General features: G+C 63.8%; 15 protein-coding genes. 7 read left to right on the top strand and 8 right to left on the bottom strand.

Features of this window, described 5'->3' with window-relative positions; genetic code table 11:
* Positions 1 to 17: 17 nt before the first annotated feature.
* On the bottom strand, positions 18 to 821 hold the full coding sequence (locus AWB76_RS09160; protein ID WP_061159792.1) for a DeoR/GlpR family DNA-binding transcription regulator: 804 nt from the start codon (positions 819 to 821) through the stop codon (positions 18 to 20).
* A 31-nt stretch (positions 822 to 852) separates the two neighbouring features.
* Here AWB76_RS09160 and AWB76_RS09155 point away from each other — a divergent pair, with 31 nt between their 5' ends.
* A complete protein-coding gene (locus tag AWB76_RS09155; protein ID WP_061159791.1) occupies positions 853 to 1,440 on the top strand; it encodes an NUDIX domain-containing protein in 588 nt (195 codons plus the stop codon).
* On the opposite strand, the gene modC is transcribed toward AWB76_RS09155, so the two are convergent.
* Genes modC through modA form a run of 3 tightly spaced genes read right to left on the bottom strand, consistent with a single transcriptional unit; the run spans position 1,429 to position 4,023 of the window.
* A complete protein-coding gene (modC, locus tag AWB76_RS09150) occupies positions 1,429 to 2,574 on the bottom strand; it encodes a molybdenum ABC transporter ATP-binding protein (RefSeq protein WP_061159790.1) in 1,146 nt (381 codons plus the stop codon). The two genes, AWB76_RS09155 and modC, sit on opposite strands and share 12 nt — an antisense overlap.
* Positions 2,567 to 3,247, bottom strand: coding sequence for a molybdate ABC transporter permease subunit (gene modB / locus AWB76_RS09145; RefSeq protein WP_061159789.1), 681 nt, complete (start codon positions 3,245 to 3,247; stop codon positions 2,567 to 2,569). The genes modC and modB overlap by 8 nt, the downstream gene beginning before the upstream one ends.
* 8 nt (positions 3,248 to 3,255) lie before the next feature.
* Complete coding sequence (gene modA, locus AWB76_RS09140; protein ID WP_208606551.1) at positions 3,256 to 4,023, bottom strand: molybdate ABC transporter substrate-binding protein; 768 nt, start codon at positions 4,021 to 4,023, stop codon at positions 3,256 to 3,258.
* Between the two features lie 316 nt (positions 4,024 to 4,339).
* Between modA and AWB76_RS09135 the strand changes: the two genes are divergently transcribed.
* The 5 genes from AWB76_RS09135 (at position 4,340) to AWB76_RS09115 (ending at position 8,164) form a co-directional block, all read left to right on the top strand.
* Entirely contained in the window at positions 4,340 to 5,137 is a 798-nt protein-coding gene (locus tag AWB76_RS09135; protein ID WP_061159787.1) for an enoyl-CoA hydratase/isomerase family protein, read from the top strand.
* Between the two features lie 18 nt (positions 5,138 to 5,155).
* Positions 5,156 to 5,833, top strand: coding sequence for a glutathione S-transferase family protein (locus AWB76_RS09130; RefSeq protein WP_061159786.1), 678 nt, complete (start codon positions 5,156 to 5,158; stop codon positions 5,831 to 5,833).
* Positions 5,834 to 5,960: 127 nt separating this feature from the next.
* Positions 5,961 to 6,143, top strand: coding sequence for a hypothetical protein (locus AWB76_RS09125; RefSeq protein WP_061159785.1), 183 nt, complete (start codon positions 5,961 to 5,963; stop codon positions 6,141 to 6,143).
* A 412-nt stretch (positions 6,144 to 6,555) separates the two neighbouring features.
* Positions 6,556 to 6,819, top strand: coding sequence for a helix-turn-helix domain-containing protein (locus tag AWB76_RS09120; RefSeq protein ID WP_061159784.1), 264 nt, complete (start codon positions 6,556 to 6,558; stop codon positions 6,817 to 6,819).
* A 1-nt stretch (position 6,820) separates the two neighbouring features.
* Positions 6,821 to 8,164, top strand: a complete 1,344-nt coding sequence (locus AWB76_RS09115; RefSeq protein WP_061159783.1) for a type II toxin-antitoxin system HipA family toxin — start codon at positions 6,821 to 6,823, stop codon at positions 8,162 to 8,164.
* A gap of 186 nt (positions 8,165 to 8,350) precedes the next feature.
* Here the strand turns inward: AWB76_RS09115 and AWB76_RS09110 are convergent, their stop codons facing one another.
* From AWB76_RS09110 to AWB76_RS09100, 3 genes are all read right to left on the bottom strand, one after another.
* Positions 8,351 to 8,668, bottom strand: a complete 318-nt coding sequence (locus AWB76_RS09110) for a c-type cytochrome (RefSeq protein WP_208606550.1) — start codon at positions 8,666 to 8,668, stop codon at positions 8,351 to 8,353.
* Positions 8,665 to 9,933: a PQQ-dependent sugar dehydrogenase gene (locus tag AWB76_RS09105; protein WP_061159782.1), complete on the bottom strand. Its 1,269-nt coding sequence runs from the start codon at positions 9,931 to 9,933 to the stop codon at positions 8,665 to 8,667. The genes AWB76_RS09110 and AWB76_RS09105 overlap by 4 nt, the downstream gene beginning before the upstream one ends.
* A 250-nt stretch (positions 9,934 to 10,183) precedes the next feature.
* Complete coding sequence (locus AWB76_RS09100; RefSeq protein ID WP_061159781.1) at positions 10,184 to 10,942, bottom strand: hypothetical protein; 759 nt, start codon at positions 10,940 to 10,942, stop codon at positions 10,184 to 10,186.
* Between the two features lie 182 nt (positions 10,943 to 11,124).
* Here AWB76_RS09100 and AWB76_RS09095 point away from each other — a divergent pair, with 182 nt between their 5' ends.
* A complete protein-coding gene (locus AWB76_RS09095; protein WP_061159780.1) occupies positions 11,125 to 11,601 on the top strand; it encodes an outer membrane lipoprotein in 477 nt (158 codons plus the stop codon).
* Here the strand turns inward: AWB76_RS09095 and AWB76_RS09090 are convergent.
* Entirely contained in the window at positions 11,541 to 11,756 is a 216-nt protein-coding gene (locus AWB76_RS09090) for a hypothetical protein (protein WP_061159779.1), read from the bottom strand. The genes AWB76_RS09095 and AWB76_RS09090 overlap by 61 nt on opposite strands.
* Between the last annotated feature and the right edge of the window lie 29 nt (positions 11,757 to 11,785).

The following is an 11,785-nucleotide window of genomic DNA, read 5'->3' as shown; positions in this document are numbered from 1 at the left end:
AACAAAGTGTCGCTGATTCAGGCGCGCAGCACGGTTATTCCGGCTCGCTCGATCGGCTCGGTGAGCGTCGCGTCGGCGGCATCTTCGACGATGATCGTCTGCGCCAGTTCGATCCCGCCGATCCTGTACGCCGACGCCGCATTGAGCTTCGCCGCCGATGCGAGCACGACGGTTTCAGCCGCGCGCGCCGCGAGCGCCCGCTTGATGTGCGCTTCCTCGAAATCGCCGGTGGTGAGGCCGGCCGTCGGATGAACGCCCGTGACGCCCATGAAATAGATGTCGGCGTGGATGTGCGACATGGCTTCGACGGCGGCCGCGCCCACGGAGACGATCGAATGCTTGTAGAGCTTGCCGCCGATCAGCACGACGTCGACCGAAGCATGTTCCGCCAGCGCAACCGCGACGCTCGGGCTATGCGTGACGATCGTCGCGGACAGGTTGTCCGGAAGCTGACGCACGAGCAGCGCGGACGTCGTGCCGCCATCGACGATCACGACTTGCCCCGGCGCGATCATCTCCGCCGCTTTCTTCGCGATGCGCCGCTTCGCGTCCGACTCCATTGCTTCGCGCCGCGCGAAAGAGGCGAGCGCCGGCGAGGCGGGCAGCGCGCCGCCATGTACACGCTGCAACAGCCCTTCGGCGGCGAGTTCGCGCAGATCGCGCCGTACCGTGTCCTCGGAGATGCCGAAGCGCGCGCTCAGCTCAGTGGCGAGCACTTGCCCGTCGCGCTTGAGGGCATCGAGGATCGCTTTCTTGCGTTGGCTCGTCAACATTGTTTTGCACGAATTTTCTTGATATTGCACGAAACTGCACGCTACCATGAGTTCAACGACTTGTCGAACAGGTGAACCGATGGAAACGAAAGAGCGCGTGCGCATTCTCAAGACCGAAGTGCTGTCCGACGACTGGTACGTCCTCAGAAAAGTGACCTTCGATTTCCAGCGCCGCGACGGCGCCTGGCAGCGTCAAAGCCGCGAAACGTACGATCGCGGCAACGGCGCGACCATCCTGCTGCGCGATCGCAAGACGGGCAACGTACTGCTTACACGCCAGTTCCGCATGCCCGCTTTCGTCAACGGACATGACGGCATGCTGATCGAGACGCCCGGCGGCCTGCTCGACGACGCAACGCCGGAAGAGCGCATCCGCGCGGAGGTCGAGGAGGAAACGGGTTATCGCGTGCATCACGTCGAGAAGATCTTCGAGGCGTTCATGAGCCCGGGATCGGTGACGGAGAAGCTCTATTTCTATATCGGCGATTACGACGGCTCGATGCGCGTGTCGGACGGCGGCGGCGTCGAGGAAGAGGGCGAGGAAATCGAGACGATCGAAGTGCCGTTGCAGACGGCCATGCAGATGATCGAGCGCGGCGAAATCATGGATGGCAAGACCATCATGCTGCTGCAATACGCCGCGCTGAACGCACGCTCAGGCGAGTAGCGAGACCGCCTTCACCTGCGCCCACAGTTGCATGCCTTCGACGATGCTCAACCGGTCCAGCGAGTAACGCGTGACGCGCGCGAGCAGCGGCGAGCCGCCGACATCGAGCCGCACCACGGCCTGCGACGGATTCGCGTCCTTCGCCATGCCGACGACCGTCGCGGGCAGCACGTTGAGCACGCTGCTGCGCTCGTGTTCGTGCGTGCCGGTGATGAGACTCACGTCGCGCGCTTTCACGGCGACGCGCATCGTTTTGCCTTCGGCCATCGGCGCATGCACGACGGCGAGCTTCGCGCCGGAGCCGGGCAACGCCAGCGTGAGCAGGCCGTAGTCGCTGTCGTATCCGTCGACGGTACCTTCGAACACGACCGATGCATCGTCGGCGATCGCGAGCGGCAGATCGAGCCGCGCGAGCGTATCGGCGATCGGGCCGCTCGCGAGCGCGCGGCCGCCTTCGAGCAGCACGAGATGATCCGCGAGGCGCGCGACTTCTTCCGGCGCGTGGCTCACGTAGAGCACGGGGATATCGAGCTCGTCGTGCAGACGTTCGAGATACGGCAGGATTTCGAGCTTGCGTTTCTGATCGAGCGATGCGAGCGGTTCATCGAGCAGGAGCAGGCGCGGACTCGTCAGAAGCGCCCGCGCGATGCCCACGCGTTGCCGCTCGCCGCCCGACAATCCGGCGGGCATGCGGTCCAGCAGATGCCCGATGCCGAGCAGTTCCGCCGCCTGCGACAGGTCCACGCGCCGCTCCGCCGCCTTCACGCGCTCCAGCCCGAAGCGCAGATTCTTCTTCACGCTCAGATGTGCAAAGAGGCTCGCTTCCTGAAAGACGTAGCCGAGCGGGCGCTTGTGTGTCGGCAAAAAAATGTTGCGTTCGGTATCGAGCCAGATTTCGCCATTGACGACGAGCCGTCCGGCGCGCGGCCGCGCGAGTCCGGCGAGACAGCGCAGAAGCGTGGTTTTGCCTGAACCGGAGTGGCCGAAGATCGCGGTGACGCCGCGTCCTGGCAGCGCGAGATCGATATCGAACGTGAAGCCTTGGTGCTCGACGAGAAAGCGCGCCTCGATGGCTTGCCCGGTTCGGCTGTGCGCGCGGCCGAGCGTCAGACGGTTTGAAATGAGTTCAGACATGAGCCGTGACGGAGCGTCGGCCGGAATAGAGCAGCAGAAGAACGATGAACGAGAATATCACCATGCCGCCCGCGAGCCAGTGCGCCTGCGCGTATTCGAGCGCCTCGACGTGATCGAAGATCTGCACGGACACGACGCGCGTGCGCCCCGGAATATTGCCGCCGATCATCAGCACGACGCCGAATTCGCCGACGGTATGCGCGAAGCCGAGAATCGTCGCGGTGATGATGCCCGGCCGCGCGAGCGGCAGCGCCACCGTGAAGAACGTGTCCCACGGACCGGCGCGCAGCGTCGCGGCGGCTTCGAGCGGACGTCGGCCGATGGCTTCGAAGGCGTTCTGCAGCGGCTGCACGACGAACGGCAGCGAATAGATCAACGAGCCGACGACGAGCCCCGCGAACGTGAACGGCAGCAAGCCGATGCCGAGCGCCTGCGTGAATTTGCCGACATAACCGTTCGGCCCCATCAGCACGAGCAGATAGAAGCCGATGACCGTCGGCGGCAGCACGAGCGGCAACGCCACCACCGCGCCGACGATGCCCTTCAGCTTCGAATGCGTGTGCGCGAGCCACCACGCGATCGGCGTGCCGACGACGAGCAGCAGCGCTGTCGTCAGCGACGCCAGTTCGAGCGTCAGCGTGATGGCCTGGAGGTCGGGGCTATCGAGCGGCATCGGCGCAGTTAGAGTTGATAGCCGTAGGACTTGATGACTTCGGCGGCCTTTGGACCCTTCAGGTACTCGATGAACTGCTTCGCGACCGGATTGTCCTTGCCCTTGCTCAGGATAACGGCGTCCTGTTTGATCGGCTCATGAAGATTCGCCGGCACGATCCACGCCGAGCCGCTCGTGATCTTGCCGTTCTTGTAGATCTGCGACAGCGCGACGAAGCCGAGTTCCGCGTTGCCCGTCGCGACGAACTGCTGCGTCTGGGAAATGTTCTGACCTTCGACGACCTTCGGCTTGATTTCGTTGGTCAGGCCGAGCTTGTCGAGCGTCTGATAGCCGGCGAGCCCGTACGGCGCGGCCTTCGGATTCGCGATCGCGATGTGCCTGAAGTCGTTCTTCTTCAGTACTTCGCCCTTGTCGTCGACGTAGCCGTCCTTCGCCGACCACAGCGCGAGCGCGCCCGTCGCGTAGGTGAAGCGGCTGCCGGGCACGGTCGCGCCTTCGCTGTCGAGCTTGGCGGGCGTGGAGTCGTCGGCGGCGAGGAACACTTCGAACGGCGCGCCGTTCTTGATCTGCGCGTAGAACTGACCCGTTGCGCCGAACGATGCGACGACCTTGTTGCCGGTGTCCTTCTCGAAGTCGGCGGCGATGGCCTGCACGGGCGCCGTGAAGTTGGCCGCGACCGCGACCTGCACTTCACCGGCCAGCGCCGACGTGGCAGCGATGCCCGCGGCCAACGGAACGAACGCGGAAAGCAAAGCGCGCAAAATACGAGTCTTCACGTAAAGCTCCTTGAATCGAGTTGACATTCTTGTTATGGATCGACCTCGGGCGGCAACTGGAGGCCGCGAGCGTGTGGCCGTGCGGTTCGGCGAGCACCGTAATATATACGACTATATTACGTTGCCGCATGTCTGCTTAACGACATGTCGGACATAGCTCCCGTCGGATGATTGTCGTATGGCGAATTTGTGAGTGTTGCTCAAATGATTGAGTTGACCGTCTGTACCTTTTTCGACGACACTAACCAGCGAAGCACAGATTGCTAGACAATATAAATTGAGCGCTGCTCAATTCGAGTACCAGGGAGACGACACCATGACCGACGCGTCGAATCTGCAACGGCTGAAGCTCGGCATCGAAGGACACGTGGCGCGCGTGACGCTCGATCGCCCGGATGTGCGCAATGCTTTCGACGACGCGACCATCGTCGAGCTGACCGCCGCCTTCCGCGCGCTCGACGACGACACCACCGTGCGCGCCATCATTCTCGCCGCAAGCGGCCCGGCCTTCTGCGCGGGCGCGGACCTCAACTGGATGAAGCGCATGGCGGGCTATTCGGAAGCGGAAAATCGCGCCGATGCGCTCGCCCTGGCCACCATGCTCAACACGATCTACGCCTGCTCGAAGCCGGTCATCGCGCGCGTGCAGGGCGATGCGTACGCGGGCGGCATGGGGCTCGTCGCGGTGTGCGACATCGCGGTTGCGGCGGATTCCGCGCACTTTTGTCTCTCCGAAGCGAAGCTCGGCCTGATGCCCGCAACAATCGCGCCGTACGTGATCCGCGCGATGGGCGCGCGCGCGGCGCATCGCTATTTCGTGACGGCGGAGCGCTTCGATGCCGCCGAAGCGCTGCGTCTCGGTTTCGTGCACGAGGCCGTCGCCGCCGATCAGCTCGATGCGCGCGTCGAGGCGATCGCCGCGAGCATCGTCGCGAACAGTCCGAACGCCGTGCGCGAATGCAAGTCGCTGGTCGCGGATTTCGCGGGCAAGGACATCGACGAATCGTTGATCGGGGAGACCGCGGAGCGCATCGCGCGCATTCGCGCGTCGGACGAAGGGCGCGAAGGCGTGCGCAGTTTCCTGGAGAAACGCAAGCCGTCCTGGCTCGGTTGAGGCGACGGAGGCATCGACGTGATTACGCTGCATCACTGCGTGAGCGCGCGCTCGTTCCGGCCGCTGTGGGCGCTGGAAGAGATCGGCGTGCCGTATGACCTGAAGATGATGCCGTTTCCGCCGCGCGTGTTCGCGCGCGGTTTCAAGGACGTGAATCCGCTCGGCACGATTCCGGCGCTGACCGACGATTCCGACGATGCGGTCTTCATGACCGAGTCGTCGGCGATCTGCCAGTATCTGGCGGCGCGCTATTCGCCCGGCGCGCTCGATGTCGCGCCGCACGAGGCCGATTTCGCCCGCTATCTCAATTTCCTCCATTTCGGCGAAGCGACGCTGACGTTTCCGCAGACGCTCGTGCTGCGCTATGCGCATCTGGAGCCGCCGGAGCGTTTGCAGCCCCAAATCGTCGAGGATTACGCGCGCTGGTTCCACGCGCGCCTGCGCACGCTCGCGCCGCTTCTCGATGCGCAGCCGTATTTGTGCGCGGGGCGCTTCACGGCGGCGGACATTTCCGTCGGCTATGCGCTGATGCTCGCGGAACTGCTGGGTCAGAGCGAAGGCTTCGCGCCGTCGATCGCGGACTATTGGCTGCGTCTGCGGGAGCGCGAGGGCTTCGTCCGTGCGATGCAGGCGCAGGAAGCCGCCGCGCTCGCGCAGGGTGTATCGACCGTTCCCGCGCCGAAGTTGCGTCCGTAGACGTTACCCTCCTTCACGTCCCCCCGTCCGTAGGGCTGTGCGAAGCGCCGCGCAGCCGTACTCTTCACATCACGCGCTGACGTTCACGCGCGCCGATTCAGAGAGACTTTTCTTGACGAGGTTGGCGATGGTCGTTCTTTCCTGGTTCCTGTCGGTGGTCGTTGCGCTGCTCGCGACCGCCACCATTGCGATGGCGCTGCCGCGCTCCGCCGCGGACGAGTTGAACGCCACCGCGCCGCAGTCGATTTTCAGTATCGAGATGAATCGCATCGACGCGGTGCTCGCCGCCTGCACGCCGAATGCGGACTGATTCCGGCGCGCGAACGGGGCGTATTGCTGGGCGTCGGGTGTAAGTGTTTTCGAATCAATGCATTGCGGAAGAAAACGAAACGATATCCACAGGCTTGTGCACGATTTCTGTGGACAACATAAAGCATCGAGGCCTGAGAGCCTGGGAAGGTAACCCCAAGCCTTGCGCGAGGGGCGCGTCAGGAGACCACCGCAGACGCTGGAGCAAGCAAGACGGCTGCGCCTTAACGGGGAGGCGCAGTCGTCTTGCCTTTCGTGTTCCCCTTTGCCGTCTGTTTGTAGCCTGCTGGCTACCAAATCAACGATCTCGACCATTTTTGTATCCTGAAGGATACGTTTCCGAATAGCCAAGTTGTAGCAGCCGGGCTACAATTAAACCGGTTTGGGCGATTTCAGACGCCCCGGGGCTACACATGACGACATTGGCCGATATCGGAGAGATGCTGAAAGATGCCCGCCGCGCGGCGGGGCTTTCACAGAAAGAACTCGCGGAACGCGCGGGTGTCGCGCGTACGACGCTCGCGCGCATGGAAACGCTCGCGCGCGGCGACATGAGCGTGTCCGCGCTCGTTCGGCTTCTCGAAGCAGCCGGCTACGATCTGCGGGCCGTCAAGCGCGGCCACGCGCGCACCCTCGACGACGTCCTGACCGAACAACGCAACGCAGGAGGCCGATAGCATGCGCCTTCACGTGTACGTCAAGGGCAAACTCGTCGGGCATCTCTACCGTCAGGCAGACGATTACGCGCTGCGTTACAACGCCGACGCCACAACCGAAGACTTCGTCAGCCTCGCCATGCCCGTTCGCGAAGAAGCCTGGGTCTGGCCCCGCGACCTGCATCCCTTTTTTCGCCAGAACCTGCCCGAGGGTTTTCTCCTTCAGGTGATCCGCGAGGAGTTTGGCCCCTATCTCGACGGCACGGACCTTTCGCTGCTGGCCGTCATCGGTGGTTCGGGCATCGGCCGGGTGACCGTCGCGCCCGAAGGCGGCGAGCAGGGCGGCGAACTCGAGCCGCTCGACCTGAAGAGCCTGCTGCACGAAGACATCACGACCGAACACTTCGCCGAACTCGTGCGGTACTACGCGCGGGCCGCGATTTCCGGCGCGGTGCCCAAGTTTCTCGCGCCGGAACGCCCGTCGGCTCAGGCGCCGGTTGGAAAGCAGACGCTGCGCACGAGCCGGCACATCATCAAGGGCTCCGACGAGCAAACGCCTTACCTCGGATTCAACGAACATTATTCGATGCAAGTGCTCGCCAGACTCGGCGTTGCGCGCGTCGCGAAAACCACGATGTCCGACGATGGCCGCGTGCTCGTCGTCGACCGGTTCGACGTCGACGAGGAGGGCAAACCGGCATACGGCGTCGAAGATGCCTGCAGCCTGCTCGGTCTGCCTCCGCATGAAAAGTACCGCCCGTCGACGGAACAGGTGCTCAACGCAACGAAACCGTATATCGCCGCCGCGAACTGGCGGCGCGAGGCCGAGCAGCTCGGCTGGCTGCTCATCGCGAATTACGTCGTGCGTAACGCGGATTGTCACGCCAAGAACATCGCGCTGCTGTACTCGAACATCGACGATGTGCTCTACACGCCCGCCTACGACATCGTCACCACCGAGGCCTACCCGCGCTTTGCGAACAATCCGCCGGGGTTGAGCGTCGACGGCCGCAAGACGTGGGCGCCCGGACGGACGCTCGAACGCTTCTTCAACACGCGGCTCGGCATTGCGCCGAAGCGATATCGGGAGATGGTCGAAGCATTGTGCGATGCAGCCGTGTCGACCGGGAAAGACGTCGTCGAAGCGGCGAAGAACGAAACGCGATGGCACTGGATCGCCAGGCAGATGCTGCACGCGTGGAACGAAGGCATGGCGTCGTTGCGCAGCGCAAAACCACAGGTCGCGCTCAGGGCGCTCACGCCGGTCATCGAGGCGGCCGGTTTCTCGGATGCGGACAAGGCCGACACGGCGAAACAGGTGATCGGACGCTCGGAATTGCTCGCGAATCCCGGCAAGGAAAACTGACCGCGGAATCGTTTCGACGGGCGAAAAAAAAGCCCGCTTCAGTTGAGCGGGCTTGAATCCACATCGGTTGAGACATGGAGGAGACAGGTGTAAGTATAAACCCTTAAGCCTCCACGTCAACACCTAAAACAAAAAAAATCGCAATCGGGAATCGACCGCAGCAAATTTGCAACACATCGGCCGATGTCACTGTTTGCCCAGGCTGTGGTAATAGGCCGCCAGATTGGCGACATCCGCGTCGGACAAGGTTTTCGCCATCATCGACATCATTTCGTTCTTGCGCTCGCCCGTGCGGAAATCGTTGAGCGCCTTCACGAGATATTCCTCCGTCTGACCCGCGAGATTCGGGGCTTCCGGCAACTTCGACATACCGTCGATGCCATGACACGCCGCGCACGCCGTCGCCTTCGCGCGCCCCGCCTTGATGTCGCCGGCGGCGAACGACGCGTGCGGCGCCGCCGACAGCACGCCGGCCAGCATCATCGCCGTCAGCGCGCGCTTCACTTGGCCCCCGTATACGAGATGCGGTAGATCGCGCCCGCGTAGTCGTCGGAGACAAGCAGCGAGCCGTCCTGCAGCATCTGCACGTCGACGGGACGGCCCATATACTCGCCGCTGCCCGTGAGCCAGCCTTCCGCGAACACTTCCGTCTCGCCCGCCGTGCCGTCGTCCTTGATCGGCGTGAACATGATCCGCGCGCCGATCGGCTTCGTGCGGTTCCACGAGCCGTGCTCCGCATCGAAAATCCCGCCCTGATATTTCTGCGGGAACATCTTGCCGTTATAGAACGAAATGCCGAGATCGGCGGCGTGCGCGGCGAACTCGACCTGCGGGAACACGACGCCCGCAGGCGGATTCTGGTCCTTGTACTCGACCGTGCGCACCTTGCCGCCGCCGTACCACGGGAAGCCGAAGTTCTCGCCGCCCTTCGTCGCGTGATTCAGCTCGCCGGGCGGAATGTCGTCGCCCATGCCGTCGACCTGGTTATCCGTGAACCAGAGCGTCTTGTCTTTCGGATTGAAATCCAGACCGACCGAGTTGCGCACGCCATGCGCATAGACTTCGCGATTCTTGCCGTCCTGATCCAGCCGGATAATGCCGGCGAGCCCGTTTTTGTCGAGCTCGGCGAGTTTGTCCTTCGGCGGCACGTTCCACGGCTGGCCGAGCGCGATGTACAACTTTTTGTCCGGCCCGATGCGGCAGTAGCGCGCGCCGTGATTGAAGCTTTCGAACTGCGTCGGAATCAGCTTGCCCTGCGGCACGACGACCGCCGCCGCGACGTCCGGGCCGCCTTCGCCGAAAAACTGCGCCGCCGGAAAGCCGAGCACGCGATTCTGCTCGACCACGTAGAGCACGCCGTCCGGCGAGAAGCACACGCCGTTGGGCACCTTGAACGGCACCGATGACGCGAACTGCACCACATCGCTCGCGACGCGCTGCTTGGTCCGGTCCGTCACCTGCCACACGCGATTCTTGCGGGTGCCGACGAACACGACGCCCGTCGACGGCTCGATCGTCATGGCGCGCGCTTCGGGCACCACCGCATACAACTCGATCTTGAAGCCCGGCGGCAGCTTGATCTCGCTGAGATTCTTGCGCAGCGCGTCGGCGGTCTGGCCGGTTTGCGGGATGGTCTCCGGCGGCGTGGCGTTGCCGGTCTGACGGAAATTCGAAAGCGTGCTGACATTGTCCTGCGCGGCGTTCGCATACGGCAGGCAGGCGAACATCGCACTGGCTGCCAACGGCAAAAGCTTGAGCGTTGCGTTCATCTAGGTTGTCTCCTGTTGTTGTCGGCCGGATCGGGCGTGCGGTCGCCGTCGTCCGAACCCATGCAAACAAGACTGCTCTCGGAAATTGCACTGAACAACACACGACTACTTTCGCCGAAGCGCACAGCCAGGAAAGCAACCGACGCCAACGCCACGACGCTGCCTGCAGTGAAAGAATCTTAGGATAGAAAACGCTTATGTAAGCAATGGATGACTAATTTTCGCAGCGCCGCGCGGCCGCATGCGGCATCTATTTCCGGCCATCGAAAAGAAAGACATCCGAACGGTCCGGGCTCGGCAGGGCGACGAGCAAGCGCGCGCCGTCGAGCACCGCGTTACCGGTCACGGTTTTGTCGGGAAGCGGGCAGGGCGCGGGGCCGAAGGTCACCGAGACGTCGTAGGCGTTCGCGCCTTCGTGCGGCGCCGCCGTGCCCTTGAAGATGCAGCCGGATGTCGTCGTGCCGGCGAGATAGCCGTCGCCGGCGAGCGTGATGTGCGTCTGCGTCGTTCCGCCGAGCGCCATGCCGCGTCCGTTGTAAAGGCCGCCCGCGTTGGGGCGGGTCGGCGCGATGTCGAGCATCGGTGCGGCGCTGCCGGAGAACGCGAGACCGGCGCTGCCGTCCTTGTTCGCGACGGTTCCGTCGACCGCGGGCGCATGCGCGAAATTCACGCTGAACACAGCCGCCGATGCAGGCGCCTTGCCGATCCGATAGTCGAACGCGGAATCGCTGGCGAAGCGGCCGTCGCTCGACTGCGCGCCGTTCTTCGCGACCGCGACGCCCGCGAGTCCCGTGCCGCCCGTGCCTCCGTAGAACAGATAGGCGGTGCCGTCGAAGAGCATGAGAAGCGTGGCTTCGGCCGAGCTGCCGTTGAGCGTGCCTTTGTAGACGCCGCCCGAAGGCAGGGTCGTGGTGACGGTGCCGGGCGGCGGCGCGCTGCCGGGGCCACCGGTTGAACACGCAGCGAGAGCGATGGCGCAAACCACGATGGAAATCGCGTTTCTTGTCATTCGGGACTCCGGTCACGAGCGGTGAGTGATCTGTATAAGCGCTTCATTCATGCAGGTCAAGCGCGCCGCGCCCCCTCATTCGGCGCTCATTCAGCCTCTTTACGATGCGTCTCATGGCATCGCGATACACGAAACGCGAGCCGGGCCCAACAAGACAATCGTCCGACCTGAGGAGCAAGAACATGAACAAGTCGACCATCGCCGTATGCGCATTGGCCGTTGCCTGCACGCTCGGCATGAGCGGTTGCGCGTCGATGGGCAGTTCCGCCGACGTCTACGACAGCATGCAGACGCAGCACGAAGAAACCGTGCGCATGGCGACGGTCGAAAGCGTGCGCGGCGTGACGATCGAGAACAACGACGGCCACCCGGCTCCGTTCGGCGCGATCGGCGGTGGCCTGCTCGGCGCGGTCGCGGGCAGCGCCGTCGGAGAAGGGCACGGCTCCTTGCTTGCCGGTGTGATCGGCGGAATCGCGGGCGCGGTAGCGGGCGATCAGGTTCAGGATCATCTCGAACGGCAGAAGGGCCTCGAAATCACCGTGCGTCTCGACAACGGCGATCTGCGCGCGATCACGCAGGCCGCCGATGGCCAGATGTTCTATGCGGGCCAGCGCGTGCGTCTGCTGTCGAGCGGCGGGATCACGCGCGTGACGGCCTGACGTGAATCCGGGCGCGATTCGAGCGCCCGTTCTTCGTAGCGCATCGGTTCGAAAGAGGCGGCCGTGTCGACGGTCCTTTCTTCGGTCGATGCATCGTTCTTCGCGTCCGCCGCGATCAGCCATGCGGCGACGATGTGCGTCGGTTCGATCTTCATCTTTCCCTCCCGCGTGCGGCGTGTGAGGG

The sequence above is a fragment of the Caballeronia temeraria genome (assembly GCF_001544795.2).
Classification (GTDB): domain Bacteria; phylum Pseudomonadota; class Gammaproteobacteria; order Burkholderiales; family Burkholderiaceae; genus Caballeronia; species Caballeronia temeraria.
The sequence above is the reverse complement of the archived record's forward strand: the minus strand, read 5'-3'. Positions and strand labels throughout refer to the sequence as shown.